The following is a 14,448-nucleotide window of genomic DNA, read 5'->3' as shown; positions in this document are numbered from 1 at the left end:
TCGATGTCCTGTGGGCCATGCTCCGCGACAAGAGGCTGTTCACCTCCACCCCGCCGACCCCGGCGGCGGCTTGACACGGTCATTGAGATTCCCCTGCGGTCAACTGGCGTCGGCAAGGCCGCTACAACCTGCTCGCCGAACTCCGCGCGAACGGCGCTTCCCCCGAGGAAACAGCCACCGCTCTGCGCCGGCGGCAGACGACCCTCGACCTGCTGGACCGGCAGGCCTCCTACGAGGAGTACGTACGCACCGTCGGCGACCCGCAGGGGGTGACGGCCGCCCGCTGGCGCTTCATCGCTCGCAACTACACCTCCTACGCGACAGCCGACCTGCGGGCCATGCCCCGCATACCGGTCCTGCTCATGCTCGCCGGCCGTGACGTCGACGTCGACGTCACGGACACCGAGACCACCTACCGCAACCTGCTCCCCGCCTCCCACCTGCGCGTCCTCCGCTATCCCGACGCCGGCCACTCCCTCGTCAATCACGCCGTGGAACAGTCCCCGGCCCGGCTTTACCTCACCGCCGTCCTCGCCCCCAAGGTGCTGCTCGCCGACGGCTTCTTGACCAGTCAGCAGCGCTTCATTGAGCGCCTCGACGCCCACGGCGACCTGACGGGAGCAACGGGATGACCGAGCTCACCACCCCGCCGAGCACACCGCGCGCGAAGGTACGCAGGCTCGCGGACGTCGACGTGTTACGGGGATTCGCCCTCTTCGGCATCCTGATGGTCAACAGCACCTACCTCGCGTCCGCCCACCACGGCACCGGCCTGGAGGACCCGGGATTCGACTCCGCCGTCGACGAGGCCGCCCGCTACCTGGTCGCGGTCTTCTTCGAGGCCAAGTTCTACCTCCTGTTCTCCTTCCTCTTCGGTTACAGCTTCACCCTGCAACTCGCCTCGGCCGAGCGGGACGGGGCCCGGTTCCTGCCGAGGTTCCTGCGCCGCTGCGCGGGCCTGTTCGCCCTCGGCGCGTTCCACGCGGTCATCCTCTTCCCGGGCGACATCCTCACCACCTACGCCGTCCTCGGCCTCGTCCTCCTCGCCGTCCGCCGAGTCCGGCCCCGTACAGCGGTACGGGCCGCGATCGGACTGTTCACCGTGACCGCGGCCGGATATCTGCTGCTCGCCTTCGCCCAGCACACCGCCGGCGACCCTGGCTTCGACCCGGACGCCGCCGCGGCCCACGCCCAGCGGGCCACCGAAGCCCTGCGCGGCAGCCCGGGATCGGTCATCGCCGCGCACCTGGAGCAGCTGCCCGACGTCGCGTTCCTCCTCGCCTTCTTCCAGGCGCCCGCTGCCTTCGCGGCGTTCCTCCTCGGCCTGGCCGCGGGCAGGAACAAGGCCTTGGCCGACGTCACCCGCCACCAGGCCCTGCTGCGCCGGCTCCAGTGGACCGGCTTCACCGTCGGCCTCGCGGGCGCAGTGACGTACGCCCACACGAGTGCGGAACACCCCGGCACGGCCTACCAGTTGCTCGGGCTGGGCATCGACGTCATCACCGCCCCGCTGCTGGCCGCCGCCTACGCCGCCACCCTCCTGCGCCTGCTGTCTACCCTCCGCGGACGCCGCCTCGCGGGCGCACTCGCCCCGGCGGGCCGTATGACCCTGACCAACTACCTCACCCAGTCACTGGTGCTCGCCCTGGTGTTCACCGGCTACGGCGCCGGCCTCGTCGGCCACCTGCCACCGCCCGCCGTCGCGGCCCTCGCGCTGACCCTGTTCGCAGCCCAGCTCACACTCAGCCGGTACTGGCTGCGCCACCACCCATACGGCCCCGCCGAATGGCTCCTGCGCGCCACCACCCTGGCGCGTCGCCCACCGTGGCACCACCGCACGGCAGGCTCGGTCGGCCCGGGAAGCCGCTGTTCAGGTGGCGGTGTTACGTCGAGGGGTACGCCAGGCCGGCACGGCTGGAGAAGGCGGCGACGGTCTCGAAGCTGAGGTGACGGACCGTCGGCCCCGGCGAGGAATCCCCGCCGGGCCGGCCCTCCGGGCAGGGCCCGCGAGTAGCGCGGCCCGCGTCCGGGTCACCCGGCGCAGCACCACAGGTCCTATGTGAAAAGGGGACAGGCAGGACGCGGGGGCCACGGGGGCTCTACATGTGCCGGGTACGCCGTTCGGTGTCGCAAGCACCCGCACTGCGTACCATCGCATCACACTCTTTACAATGCCGCTGACGGCGCTGGAGCCGGTCCCCTCGGCTTCGGCGTCGCCTGTGTTCACTGCAGTCGCGGGGCCGGTCTGGCTGCCGCCCCCGCGTCTGACCCCGGTGAGCGGCCGGCACCGCAACGGCGCCCCCAGGGCCTCCGTCAGCGGTCCGCCGCCACCCCGGCCCCGATCGGGCCCCGCAGCGCCGCGCGGACCTGCTCCGGGTCGGCAGCCTCCACCACCGCCCGCGACCACAGCCCCGGGCCGGCGTCGGCGGCCGGGGCCAGGCCCGAGCCGGCCGCCCACCGCCAGGCCGCCAGAGGCACCCGCAGCCGGCCCGCAGCCTGGTTCTCGTCGTACTGCTCCCGCACCGAACGCGCCATGAATCGCACTCCGATCGCACATCGGCGGCCCGACCATCGGGCCGCGCCGGAAACATGCCAAAAGATCCCGTTTGCTGTCAATAGCCCTGATTCTGGGGCGAGTTGGGAGCACACCGCACAAGCCGCCTACGCGTACGCGAGGACCGGATTCACCCCTGCCGAGGACAGTGAGCCGTCGGGCGGATGCCGCGTGAAGCCGGCGCCCGGCCACGACCCTCGCCCTGGCCCGGGTGAACTGGCTGGCCTGATGAAGCGCTGCGACCAGAACGACAAGGAGGGAAGCTTTCCCGGGCGATCAGAACAGCAGCAGCTTCTCGTCGGCCTCAGGCTCGGCGTCCTCCCACAGGGGAAGCAGCAAGTCCGAGCCCGCGGGGATGAGGCGCCCCGAGGCGATGCAGGAGATCGGCGGGAGGCCGTGGCGGCGGTTCTGGGGTCCCGGCGGGTCGTGGCGGGCTAGGTGGCGCGTGTCCGGGCTCACAGCGACGGAGCGACGGCAGGCGGGACAGGCGATTCGAGGCCATGCGGACATGACAAATCCTCCTTCGTCGAAGGCACGTTGAGGGCGGGATACATCCCCGCGAGCCGGGGGTGTGCTGGGAGCGTAGGGCCGCTCGCCGATGCCGGCGCGGGCCTGGTGCAAAAGCCGACAGCGACACGTTGTTGCAGGTGAAAGGCAGTGCAAGGCTCCGGAAGAGCGAGCAACCTCTAGGAACCGCGAATAACCTCTAGGAACCGCTAGGTCGTCGGCGCCCAAGTCGGCCGGATCGCGGCACCTGGTCGCCGCCAACTCGCGCGGGCGGGATTTCGGACATGCCGACGATCCCTTCCGGGGCGGTATGCGGGGGTACGGAGTGGGCCGAATCAGGCCCGGTGTGTCGAGAGTAGGGCGCGAGGCCCGCCGTATCGAGTGCCGCTGACAGAACCCGCCAAGGTCGCATCCCCGCAGTTCGCACGCAGGGTGTAGCGATCTGTTCTGATCGAGTGTCCTCTCGTTTCCTTGAGTGTCCTTTGGTGTCCGTTGGTGAGATTGAAACTCGGGACTGAGATGGCTGGTTCCGTTCGCCTGACGGGAGTCTGGCACGGCGGCCGCCCGAGGCGAAGCGACCCGGTTCCGTCTCAGCCAGGCAGGTACTGGTGAGTTCCGGTGAGAACGGGTGAGCCTCGCCGAGGTATCCCGAGGAACTCCGAGGAATCCGGAAAGCGAGGACGGCCGGATATGAGCGCCCTGGCGACCCAACTCGCCCGCGGGGACGTCTCCCTCCGGGGGGTGTCCTGCCCGGTGCTCGGCCAGTCCGGCGCCTGTACCCGCAGCTTCCCCGTGGGGGACACAAAGCGGGGAAATCGGGACGACCCCTGGGAGACCCGTCCGCCGACTCGGGGAGTCGACGGTCAGCTGGCCACCGCAGCCGGCCCTGCCCCGAACCGCGGGACATCGTCCGCGGTCACGTCGCAGACGAGGACGAGTTCGGTGCTCGTCTCTCGGCGGGTGACCCGCTGTGCGGCGTGCCTGGATAGGTGGACAGGTAGCACCGTGCGGTTCGGTGGATCAGTAGCGGTGGCCGGGCCAGTGCGGGTCCTCCCAGCGGTCGGGTCCGGTGACGCCGAGCAGGCGTATCCGGTGAAGTAGATCCTCGGATGCGCCATAGGCGCGAAGCCGGGCAGGCGCGTGGCGGACAAGCCAGGCAGTCAGCTCGACGCGCATCTCTTCCTCGTTCTCCCAAGCCCGCCAGGGAAGTTGGTCACCGAGCAGTTCGTACTCCCAGTGCGCTGCCGCTTCGGCCAGGTGTCGGTCGGCCACAGGGTCACTCAGCGCTTGCCAGGTGTTGAGCCACGGGCTCAGCGTGCCCGTTGCCTCGGCACTCAGGACGAGGAGGTCATGCACAGGTACGGCGGGATCCGGATCGGTGAGGGTGCAGGCCCACCAGGCCTGCAGGAATTCCTCCACTGCAGTGGCCTGCTCGGCAGGCCACTGCTGCCAGTGGCCGAGAGCGAATGAACGCCCGACCTCCTCCGTGCCGAAGAGGGGCTCGATGAGGCCGCTGACGAGGGCAGAGGCGAACTGGGGCAGGATCCGGCGCAGCACGGATGCGTGATCGCTCCAGTCGATGGCCTGCCATGTGCGCCGCAGGAGATCGGGGTCCAGCTCCGAGTCCGCCACCTTGAGCTGCGCGAGGTCTTCCGCGCTGCCCCAGTGGCACTCGCAGTTGAACTCGTCGGGGTGAGCGGTCATCCCGCGGAACGTAACGGCCAGGCCGTCCAACGCGGCGTCGAGGCGAAGTCGTGCGCGGGGCTGATCGAGGTTCATCATGGGCATTTGCCTTTGGGGACTCCGGGAGCTTGCGCCAGCCGAAGATCGCTAATCTACCGGGTCAGGATCCCGACTGTCATCAGCATGACGGCGTCTCGACTCCCGCAGTGCTCGCGATTGCCCAGAGACGGGTCACAAGATCAGCGACAGAGCCCCATTTCCCCCGAGGTCGTAATAAGGCTTGTGGCTTTGTACGCGAGAACGGGGTCTGGCTCAACTTCTGTGGACGTATTGCGGAGCGTGACTGGTGGACGGCCACGGTGGCGTGCGCCGGTGAGCGATCGTGCAGGCTGGACACATGGCCAGTCGCGTGGAGAAGTACCTCGCCCATCTTGATCGACTTTCCGGAGGAAGGGAGCCCCGCTTCTTCCCTGTCGAGTCGACCAAACAGGGGCTGCGGGGCGTAACGGAGATCGTTTACGACAACCTGCCGGACGGGCTTCTCACGGCGCTCACCTACGGCTTGTCGCTGGCGGAGCATCCCGATTGGCAGCACGGCTCGCCGGAACTCTGCCTCAGCGTGAACTCGACAAACGTGATCTGGGCCCACGCCGTGGGCTTCCTCGCCGAGCAGCTCCGTGGAACCTGTCCCTTCAGTTACGGCAGCACGATCAACTTCGGTGAGCGCGTCGTGCCCGAGTCAGAGATGACGGCATTCTGCGTGTTCGCGCCGCTGGTCCTCGACAGAGACGACTACCTGGGCATCGACGTCGGCATTCCGGGACACGAGGGCCACGACGTGATCAACATCCAAGGGATGTACCCCATCCACGAGGTCGAGCGGCAGTTCATCAACGAGTACGGGCTTGAAGCCTTCTGGAAGAGCGACTGGGAGCCCACCCACGTGCTCCGGCGCCCCGCGGTCTGACGTACGGCTCGAAGGGTCTCGGGTGTCACTCAGAGTGGCCGCGTCACAGAAGTTGAGCCAGAACCCGAGAACGGAAGTCGTTTGTCGATGAGCTCGGGATGCACCTCAAAGTCGGCCAGGGCGATGTTCACGAGTTCGGGAGGCACCCGCCGCTGACCCGATGGGTACATGTAGGGGCGTGCAGACTCCAAGGGGCCGACCATCGTGTGAACCGTGCTGCTGAGATCGTCACCGGCTACAAGCAGGCCGGCGGCTGCACCCTCAGGCAGGCGTTCTCCAGACCCTCGGATGTGTCTCTGCCGGATCGATCGGTAGGGTCTCGGAGACGAGAGAAGAGATCCTCCGATGGACTCCCGCATACCCCGCATCCGCTCCAAGCTGGCGAAGATGCCGTATCAGGCGCAACGCAGCCACTCCGCCTGCGGGGAGCGCCACCAGTTCCGCCTCGGCCCACGCATCAGCTCCTCAGAAGCCGACGCCTTCGAGACGGAGCACCGCCTTGTCTTGCCTGCGGCCTACCGAGCGTTCCTCATCAAACTCGGGGGCAGCGGTGCCGGCCCCTTCTACGGTCTTCTTCCGCTGGATGAGTGCAGGCTGTTCACGATGAACCGGAAGCCGTCGGACGGCAGGCCCCGGGGATTTACTCATGTGGACCGCTCGGACGCGCTGCAGGGTGACCGGTTCCTCCACATCATCGAGATGGGCTGCAGCGATCTGTGTCTCATAGGAGTGACCGGTCCCCTTGCCGGCCGTGTCGTCACCGGCAACGCGGACGGCTTCTGGCCCCCGAACGTCTCCTCGGCACAGGACTTCCTCGGCTGGTACGAGCGTTGGCTCAACCACATGCGGGACGGCAAGGACAACGCCGCGCTGGGGCTGGCCTCCCCGGCGATCGCGAGCGCCCGGGGCCCCCGGGCCGAGGGGTGATGTGACTTAGCGCTGTACTTGGCCCCTGAGCGGTCTACTTGGCCCGCTGAGCGTTCTTGCTGGCCTGCAGGTAGAGCCTGCCTCTCACCTGCGATTGCGAGCAGTGACCCCGTGCCTCCGCTGTCACTGGCTCCGCGTACGGTCTGCGCATGGTTGATCAGAGACCCCCTTTGTCATCGGTGTCCGAATTCGCGGTCTGGGAGCCCGTGCTGCGGCTCATGCTGGCCGGCGGCGGTGACACGGACCGGCGTGCCGGCCGGTCGGCCCGTGTCGCGGGACGCATCGGCCAACACGGCTGGAGCCTGGCCCATCGGGGATCCATGTCGTCGACGGCGCGGATCGCGGTGGAGGGCATACAGAGGGCGCTCGCGCGCGGCGGAGTCCAGGAGATCGCGTTCAGGGCGGAGACCCTCCCGGACGGGGGGACCACGCTCGGCCTGGTCTGGCCGAGCCCGGCCGTGGAACCCGCTGTGGGTTACCCGGACCTGGGGGTGCTCGTGCTGGCCGACGGCTTCCTTCCCGAGCCCTGGCTCCGTCGTCCCGATCCGGTGCCCGGGGCGGAGCCGGCGCCCTCGGCCGATCCGGAACTGCTGGAGCGCACGCTCCGCGAACGGCTGCCGGGTGCCATCGGCGCGACGGAGGAGGAGATCGCCGCCGCCGAAGCTCGCCTCGGTGTCACCCTGTCCGATGAGCTCAAAGCGCTCTACCGGGTGACACGCGTGTACGGCGGCGACTTTGACTTCGCGGAGTGGGACCGGGCCTGCGGGGCGGTCGGCTGTGAGCTGTCCGGCCTGGAGCACCTGGACAGCATCGACGGGGCGGTCCGTCACCCCGGCTGGGACATCGGCGCGACGCGTACGGTCAGTACCGCCCCCGATGCCGCCGTGCAGGGCCTGGCCGGGTCACCGGGCTGGATCGGCTTCGGGAGCAACGGCGGCGATACGTTCACCGTCGACCTGACCCCCGGCCCCGCCGGATACTTCGGACAGGTCATCCTGGTCGACCACGAGCAGAGCCTCGGTGCCGAGCTCGTGGCCGATTCCCTTACGGATTTCGTCCTGGGCCGGATGCGGGAAGAACCCCGTGACCGCCGCGGAGACAAGCTTCCCACCGTGGCCAGAGTCGGTACCGGATGCCTTGAGACCATCCAGGCCGCCGCCCATCCCGCCCTGGAGGTTCTGGCCATCGGCGCCTGGGACGGCACGCCCTTCAGCCTCGCCCCTGTCACGGGACTGCCCCGTCTGCGCACTCTGACCGCCATGCCCGGCACACTGGCCGACCCCCTGGAGGTCGCTGGGCTCACCGAACTGGAGTTCCTGGAACTCGGCGCGCACGAATGGCGCGTCCTCCTGGACGCCGGAGCTGTCCCGCGCACCCTGAAGGCCGCAGCCATCAAGGTGCGGGACCAGAACCACCTGCCCGTCGTGGCCCTCGCCAACGACATCCTGGCCCTCTGGGACCGGCCCCAGATCGTACAAACGCTCCTCACGGGAGACCTCGGCCCCGCAACCTAGCCAGCGGGGCCGCACAAGACGCTGCATTGCACCCCCCACCAAAGCTGAGCGCTGTAGTTGGCTCCGAAGAACGGGCAGTCAGACGGGCGGCGCTTGCTGAGTGGCCGGAGCGTGGGTGGCGGATCATCGCGCCCGCATCAGCCGCTGTGGCATTGTCGCAGGTCACAGGCGTCCGGGATTTAGCGTTCTAGTTGTCCATCGGGGCCAACTACGGCGCTAAGTCACAGGTGACCTCCAAACCGTCGACCCGGCCGTCAGTGACTCCCGAACGTTCTCGTGTACAGAGCCACTGGGTGGTGGACGACGGACTGGGGAGCTTCGGCTCCGGAAGCTGGTTCTTCCAGGAGGCCGAGCTCGCCCAGTTCGTGAAGTGGGTGGTGCGCGGACAACTTCGCCCCTGCCGGAGCCTGACCCCCAACCGGGACGTGACACGGATCATCGGCGAAGAGCACCACTGGTTCAGGCGCACGCTGTGGTGGGCCTCCCGTCAGTCCGCCGAGGCCCAGAACGCGTGGCAGGAGGAACGGATCCGGCGTGCCGAGGCCGCACGGCGGCGCGAGGAGGCCGAGCGGCAGCGCGAAGTCCAGAGGCTGGAGCGGAAGGCCGCGGCCCAGGCACGGCGCGAGGCCTGGCTGGCAACGCCGGCGGGCCAGCTGGCCCAGCAACGGCGCCGGGAGCTGCAGAAGCTGAAGGATGCGCAGGAGGCCGAGCAAAGAGCGGCCGCCCGTCGGCTCCAGGCGCAGTGCGACGAGGAGCGGGCCCGGCATCGGGCAGAGCTCCGGGAACGGCGTGCCCGGGAGTTCGCGCTGGCGCAGGAGCGTGAGGCGGAACGGCAGGCCGCCCGGCAGGAATTGGAGCGCCGTGCCCGGGCCACGGCGGAAGCGTGGTGGGGGCAGCTGTCCCGATCACAGGTGAAGGAGCTGTTCACGGCCGTCTTCGACGCGGCCTGGCAGCAGGACGGGATCCGGGTGCGGATCCCCGAGGGCGGCGGTATCGCGGCGAGCTTCGCCTACGGGGTGCCGGTCCACGCCTTCAACCGCCTGTACGGGATCGTGCGGCCCTGCCCGGTGCTGGTTCCCCTCTCCCCGCAGCTGGCCTACCACCAGGTCTTCGCCCGCAACGCGAAGGAGGTCCAGGCCCTAAAGGCGGGCGGTCTGCGCACCAGCCGGCTCACTCACTTCGATCTCGCCGAACACCAGCAGATCGCCCTGTGTTGAGCGACGCGGCTACCCGTCAGCGACTCGCGGACAGTGGCCGGACAGCCAGCTCCTCCACCAGCGCCTTGGTGATGCACTAGCTGGAGCGACCCGTTGGGTCTAATAGGTCCAATTACTCCTGTCCGTCATCATCTACAAGCCCGGGGCACCCGTCCTCCTGCACGCGGGACTGAACACTCTTGCTGGACACCGGAACTGGCGCCGGAATCGTGGTCCCGGGCGTGTCGCGAGGGTGTGCGGAAACGGATCGATTGATGAACAGCCCGAACAGCAAGAAACCCCCACCGCGAGAGCGGTGAGGGCGAGGTGCGGGGTACCAGTTCGGGAACAACGTACCCCGCGTCCGCGCGCTGGCGCTACGGTCGCTCCACTCGATCCCAGGGGACGCACATGCGCAGACGAATCGCCGCCATCCTCCTCGCCTCGCTTGCCCTCGCCGGCTGCAGCGGTGAGGCTCCACCCAAGCCGGACGCCAATCCGACCGCACGGCCCTCGGCGACTGGGTCCGCGGGTGCGCTGGCGCTCGGGACGAGGGTTGAGACCGTCGGAGCTGGCGGCCTCGGGCGTCTCGAGCTGACCCCCACTTCGATCGCCTACCTGCAGGCCGGGTCGACCTCCGAGAAGCCGCAGGCCGAAGGCTTCGTGTTCGTCACGGTCAAGGTGGTAGCGACGGCTCCGGTGGGCACCGCTCAGACTTCGCCGATCAGTAATGGCGGGTGGAGTTGGGTCGCCCCGGATGGGGAGGCCATCAAGCAGGGCAACGGTTCGGCCTTCAACGTGGTCGCTGAGAGCTTCAATGCGAGCTTCATCTCGCCCGGGACATTCGATTGGGCCGGCGTCGTCTTCGATGTCAAGGTGACGCAGGCGGGCGGCATGCTCCTCTACACCGATGGCGCTGGGCAGGCGTACCGCTGGGCGATGCCGAAGACCGACTCGGGCCCGCAGGTCGCACAGATCAAGCAGGAGCTCGCGCCTTGACGCAGCGAATCGCCCCCACCTCAAAGAATCCCGGATCGGCGATCCACCTACGAAGAATGTTCATGGCCATCAATGTTCGCGGTGCCGCGATGTCTCGAGAAGGCTCGGATGCAGTAACCGACTGTAAGCACACTGTGATCGGTGCTGCTCATGCGCACCCTCGGGCGAGCACTCCCGGCGCATGAACGGCCCCGCCCTCCGTCGACTACTCGTTCGGCCTAACGAAGCGGCCGGGCGCGAAGCAACGGGGAGGGCCGAGGGCCAACGGCCGCTTTGCACCGTGGGTCAGAGATAGGACACCGGGGCCTTGAGGGCGTGTCGTGCGGGGCCGTGGACGGCGGGGTGAGGGTCGTCGGCGGCCCGGCGGAGGACTGGTTCGGCGGCGGGCCCGAGGATGCGGACGGTGTTGGTCAGCGCGTGGGCCCGGACGGTGGCCGAGGGGTGGGTGGTGGTGAGGTATTCGAGTACGGGGGCGGTGCGCTGGTCGCCGAGGTGGCCGGCCAGGTCGCACAGGATCTGATGGCTGCAGGTGGCGGGGCTCGGGGTGCTTTGGGTGAGTCGCCCGCGGTCGGTGTCGAAGAACCGCTGCTGGGCGTGGGGGTCGTTCTGGTGATGGATGAGGAGGTTGAGGGAGACGGAGAGGGCGGGCGGGTGGTGCTGGGTGTGGATGTCGCGGCCGGCCCGGTAGTACATGACCTTCCCTCGGGGCAGGTCGGTGTGTTCGAGCAGGCGCAGCTCGACGGGCTCGCCCATCTGCCCGGTGACCTTCTCGGGGTCGTACTCCCAGATGGTGGTCTGATAGCCGGGACCGAAGTGGCCGACGGTGAGGAAAGAGAAGGTGTGGTCGTGCGGCACTTCGTAGGAGTGCAGCGTCTGTTCATCGGGCAGGGTCATGCGGGCCGGCGGGAGCCAGATGTTGGCCCGCACGGTGAAGTTGTCGCCGTGGCCCAGGAGCAGTGACGGCCCCATGTACGGGTTGCCGTGCTGCCAGGAGGCGAGGTCGGCGAGCTCGTGGTTGAGGTGGTCGACCAGGAGGTCCGCGTCGGCGTTGAGCGCGCTCAGGGCGTCGGCGGAGGCGAGCACGGAATCGGTGTCGGCCCCGTCGACGGTCGCGTTGACATGGTCGAGGTAATCGGCCAGACCGATGGACGAGAGGTGGGCGGCGGGGAGGGTGTAGGCCACGGTCCGCTCTCCTGTCAGGTGGCTTGCGAGGGCCCGGGCCCGGGCGCCGGTGCCTGCCCCAGGGCGGCGGCTGCGGTGGCTCGGATCTCGGGGTGCGGGTCGTGGGCGGCGGCTTCGCGCAGGCGTCTGGTCCCTGCGGGGCGGTCGACGCGGAACAGGGCGCGGACAGCCTCCCAGCGCACCTGGTGCTGCGGATGCTCCGCCAGTTCTTCGAGCCGGGGCCCGGACGCGGGGTTGCCGGCGGCGCCGAGCAGGCGGATGGCGTAGGTGAGCCGGGTCGCGGCGAGGTCGGCGCTGATGACCTGGACGGGACACAGCGTCGTGCGGTCGTAGGCGAGCCGGTAGCGGAGGGCCGGGGGCGAGGTGAGCAGCAGATGCGGGCAGGCGGCCGCCGATTGGGCGAAGGCGGCCACGTGCTGTCCGGCGTCCAGGGCGAGGACCTGGCCCCTGGCCACCGTGTGCATGCCCAGAGGGGTCAGCGGCTGGCCGTCCAGGGCGTCGGGGCGCAGGTGGCGGGGCCGGGCGTAGACATCCACCTGGGCCGGTTCAGGGCCGACAGGTGCGATCAGACAGTGCGCGGCGGCGCTGACCAGCAGGCCCGGCGGACAAGGCGCGGGCGTGGCCCGAAGAGTGAGGTTCCAGCCCGCGCCCTGTGCGACGACGATGCCCCCGTCGGCCATGCCGGGCACCGCACGGTCCGGCCGGCGGCAGACATCGCCCAGGAGCTGCGCCACATGCTGCGCCGCCCACCCGGACGCCGCCAGAACAGCCAACGGGCCTTGCGCGGCGGAGAACCCTCCCGGTTCTCCGGGCGCAAGGCGGCTGCCCACCTGGACGACGAACGCGTCCAGGTGGGCGGCTCCCTGCTCGGCCTCAGTATTCAAGATCCAGGTCACCCCGCCAGGAACCTACGTGAAGGTCTCGAACGCCTTGAATGCCTTCCCGACTCCGCCGGCTGTGATGTCCTTCGTGAGCGTGTCCACGTCCTTCTTGCCGATCTGCTGCTTTGCGTTGGCGAGACCGGCGTTGCTCAGGAGGATGGGGCTGGCCTCGGAGATGCTGTCCAGGCCGGACGTCAGGCCGCTTGCGGCAACCGGGGTGCCCAGCTCCGGAAGCTCGTCACCCAGTACAGCGTGCGCCGGCGCAGCTGCCTGCACGGCCTGGGCGCTGCACACGCCGCCTCCCAGTGCCGCTGCCACGGTTCCCGCCACGATCAGTCCGCGCCCCAGCCGGCCGTTCTTGATCATTCTTGCTCCCACATCTCGGAAGGTGTTCGTCGTGATCGACCGCTCAAGCCGTCACCGGCTCAACGACCGACTGTGCCCGTAGATATGGCTCGACCTGAGCACACAACCCGCATGACCGCGGGTGACACGGTGACGGCGGCCGCCGCTGAATTCTCTGCGCCGGCTCCGACGGAGCTTCTCTGCGTATCCGCCCTCCTCCCGTCTCCCGGCTGGCGCCGCCGAGAGACACGCCTGGGCTCCACCCGGAACCCACCCAGCCTTTGACGCAGTCGCTACTGGCCGTTCGGATCCTCCTCAAGGGCCTACAGCCGCTCGGCGGCGGCCGTCAGGGAACCGGCCTCGGCGGTGGCGTCGAGGAGTTCCAGGTCACACAGATCCACATCCATAACCTGGAGTTATCACACGCTCCAATTTACGTCGTGGTGTTATTGGTTGGCAGTCCATAGGTTCTGAGGTGTCAGCCGGGCGGACCAGTCCGGCGAACCGCCCCGAAAGGCACCCGCCATGACCACTGCTCTCATCACCGGATCCTCCAGCGGCATCGGCCTGGACATCGCCCGGGCCTTCCTGGCGAGCGGCGCGAACGTCGTCCTTAACGGCCGCGACGCCGACCGCCTCGCCAAGACCGCCGCCGGCCTCGGCCATCCGGAGCGCACCGCGTGGGCCGCGGGCAGCATCGCCGAGCGGGAGACCGGCGAGGCCCTCGTGCGTACGGCGCTGGAGCGCTTCGGCCGCATCGACGTCCTGGTCAACAACGCCGGTACCTTCGCCTCCAAGCCCTTCACCGATGTCACCGAGGCCGAACTCGACGGCTTCCTGACGGGCAACCTCAAGGGCACGTACCTCACCACCCAGGCCGTGGTGCGGGCCCTGCGCGCGCAGGGCGAGGGCGGCAGCATCGTCAACATCGGCACCGTCCTGGTGGACCACGGGCTGGCCGGCTTCCCGGCCAGCGCGCCGGTGGTCAGCAAGGCCGGTGTGCACGGGCTGACCACGAGCCTGGCCGCCGAGCTGGCAGCCGACGGCATCCGCGTCAACCTCGTCGCGCCCGGCATCATCCGCACCCCCCTACACGAAGGCGCCGACGTGGACGCCTTCGGCGGGCTCGCCCTCCTCAACCGGGTCGGGGAGGCCTCCGAGATCGCCGAGGCGGTGCTGTACCTCGCGGGCGCCGGCTTCGTGACGGGCCACGCCCTGCGCGTGGACGGCGGCCACGTCACCGGCCGCCCCTGACCACTCCTCACCGCCCCCCTCCGGAAGGACTTCCGCCATGCCGTACGTCAATGTCAAGATCACTCGTGAGGGCGCCACCGCCGCCCAGAAGGCCGAGATCATCGCCGGTGTCACCGACCTGCTGGTCAAGGTCCTCGACAAGGACCCGGCGACCACCTTCGTCCTCATCGACGAGGTCGCCCTCGAGGACTGGGGCGTGGGCGGCGTCCCCACGGACGAGTACCGCCGCCGCCAAGCCCGCGGCTAGTCTTCTGAGTCAGGAATTCTGTTCAGATATGAGGCGAGGCGTTCGAGGATCTCATCCGCGGTCTTGGTCCAGATGTAGGGCCTGGGGTCGGTGTTCCAGGCTGCGATCCAGGCCCGGATGTCTTGCTCCAAGGCCTGAACGCTCTTGTGGACGCCTCGCCGTATCTGCTTGTTTGTCAGCTCGGCGAACCAT

15 protein-coding genes and 1 pseudogene are annotated in these 14,448 nt (G+C 69.1%); 9 read left to right on the top strand and 7 right to left on the bottom strand.

The features are described from left to right. Nucleotides 1-269 precede the first annotated feature (269 nt). Nucleotides 270-632 (top strand): hypothetical protein, encoded by a 363-nt coding sequence (locus ACWGIF_RS36205; protein ID WP_453503909.1) that lies wholly within the window; start codon nt 270-272, stop codon nt 630-632. Next, on the top strand, nt 629-1,945 hold the full coding sequence (locus ACWGIF_RS36200) for a DUF418 domain-containing protein (RefSeq protein WP_453503908.1): 1,317 nt from the start codon (nt 629-631) through the stop codon (nt 1,943-1,945). Before ACWGIF_RS36205 ends, ACWGIF_RS36200 begins: the two co-directional genes overlap by 4 nt. Before the next feature lie 368 nt (nt 1,946-2,313). Here ACWGIF_RS36200 and ACWGIF_RS36195 read toward each other — a convergent pair whose 3' ends face one another. From ACWGIF_RS36195 to ACWGIF_RS36185, 3 genes are all read right to left on the bottom strand, one after another. Further along, on the bottom strand, nt 2,314-2,535 hold the full coding sequence (locus ACWGIF_RS36195; protein ID WP_453503907.1) for a hypothetical protein: 222 nt from the start codon (nt 2,533-2,535) through the stop codon (nt 2,314-2,316). Nucleotides 2,536-2,830: 295 nt separating this feature from the next. Then, a complete protein-coding gene (locus tag ACWGIF_RS36190) occupies nt 2,831-3,064 on the bottom strand; it encodes a hypothetical protein (RefSeq protein WP_384030665.1) in 234 nt (77 codons plus the stop codon). Nucleotides 3,065-4,081: 1,017 nt separating this feature from the next. Further along, a complete protein-coding gene (locus ACWGIF_RS36185; RefSeq protein ID WP_453503905.1) occupies nt 4,082-4,765 on the bottom strand; it encodes a hypothetical protein in 684 nt (227 codons plus the stop codon). 376 nt (nt 4,766-5,141) lie between these two features. On the opposite strand from ACWGIF_RS36185, the gene ACWGIF_RS36180 reads away from it, so the two are divergent. The 5 genes from ACWGIF_RS36180 to ACWGIF_RS36160 all read left to right on the top strand — a co-directional run bounded on the left by ACWGIF_RS36180 (nt 5,142) and on the right by ACWGIF_RS36160 (nt 10,347). Beyond that, nucleotides 5,142-5,711 (top strand): suppressor of fused domain protein, encoded by a 570-nt coding sequence (locus tag ACWGIF_RS36180; RefSeq protein WP_453503903.1) that lies wholly within the window; start codon nt 5,142-5,144, stop codon nt 5,709-5,711. Nucleotides 5,712-6,056: 345 nt separating this feature from the next. Then, the gene (locus tag ACWGIF_RS36175; RefSeq protein ID WP_453503901.1) at nt 6,057-6,638 is read left to right on the top strand and encodes an SMI1/KNR4 family protein; all 582 of its coding nucleotides are present in this window, start codon (nt 6,057-6,059) and stop codon (nt 6,636-6,638) included. Nucleotides 6,639-6,787: 149 nt separating this feature from the next. Beyond that, nucleotides 6,788-8,152 (top strand): SMI1/KNR4 family protein, encoded by a 1,365-nt coding sequence (locus ACWGIF_RS36170; RefSeq protein WP_453503899.1) that lies wholly within the window; start codon nt 6,788-6,790, stop codon nt 8,150-8,152. A 293-nt stretch (nt 8,153-8,445) separates the two neighbouring features. Further along, nucleotides 8,446-9,369, top strand: coding sequence for a hypothetical protein (locus tag ACWGIF_RS36165; RefSeq protein WP_453503898.1), 924 nt, complete (start codon nt 8,446-8,448; stop codon nt 9,367-9,369). A 390-nt stretch (nt 9,370-9,759) separates the two neighbouring features. After that, entirely contained in the window at nt 9,760-10,347 is a 588-nt protein-coding gene (locus tag ACWGIF_RS36160) for a hypothetical protein (protein WP_133895399.1), read from the top strand. Nucleotides 10,348-10,632: 285 nt separating this feature from the next. Here ACWGIF_RS36160 and ACWGIF_RS36155 read toward each other — a convergent pair whose 3' ends face one another. From ACWGIF_RS36155 to ACWGIF_RS36145, 3 genes are read right to left on the bottom strand one after another with little or no spacing between them, the layout of a single operon-like run. After that, complete coding sequence (locus ACWGIF_RS36155; RefSeq protein ID WP_453503896.1) at nt 10,633-11,529, bottom strand: HEAT repeat domain-containing protein; 897 nt, start codon at nt 11,527-11,529, stop codon at nt 10,633-10,635. Nucleotides 11,530-11,543: 14 nt separating this feature from the next. Then, nucleotides 11,544-12,413, bottom strand: a complete 870-nt coding sequence (locus ACWGIF_RS36150) for a HEAT repeat domain-containing protein (RefSeq protein ID WP_453503894.1) — start codon at nt 12,411-12,413, stop codon at nt 11,544-11,546. A gap of 24 nt (nt 12,414-12,437) precedes the next feature. After that, nucleotides 12,438-12,776 carry a hypothetical protein gene (locus tag ACWGIF_RS36145; RefSeq protein WP_453503893.1) on the bottom strand — a complete coding sequence of 113 codons (339 nt, stop codon included), beginning with the start codon at nt 12,774-12,776 and terminating at the stop codon, nt 12,438-12,440. A gap of 504 nt (nt 12,777-13,280) precedes the next feature. Between ACWGIF_RS36145 and ACWGIF_RS36140 the strand changes: the two genes are divergently transcribed. Next, nucleotides 13,281-14,009, top strand: coding sequence for an SDR family NAD(P)-dependent oxidoreductase (locus ACWGIF_RS36140; protein ID WP_453503891.1), 729 nt, complete (start codon nt 13,281-13,283; stop codon nt 14,007-14,009). 37 nt (nt 14,010-14,046) lie between these two features. Continuing rightward, nucleotides 14,047-14,256 carry a tautomerase family protein gene (locus ACWGIF_RS36135; protein WP_362739440.1) on the top strand — a complete coding sequence of 70 codons (210 nt, stop codon included), beginning with the start codon at nt 14,047-14,049 and terminating at the stop codon, nt 14,254-14,256. Here the strand turns inward: ACWGIF_RS36135 and ACWGIF_RS36130 are convergent. After that, a pseudogene (locus ACWGIF_RS36130) lies at nt 14,253-14,448 on the bottom strand (IS630 family transposase); the annotation flags it as partial. The gene ACWGIF_RS36135 and the pseudogene ACWGIF_RS36130 sit on opposite strands and share 4 nt — an antisense overlap.

This window comes from Streptomyces sp. NPDC054849, assembly GCF_053610945.1.
This window is presented reverse-complemented; position numbering and strand designations above follow the sequence as displayed.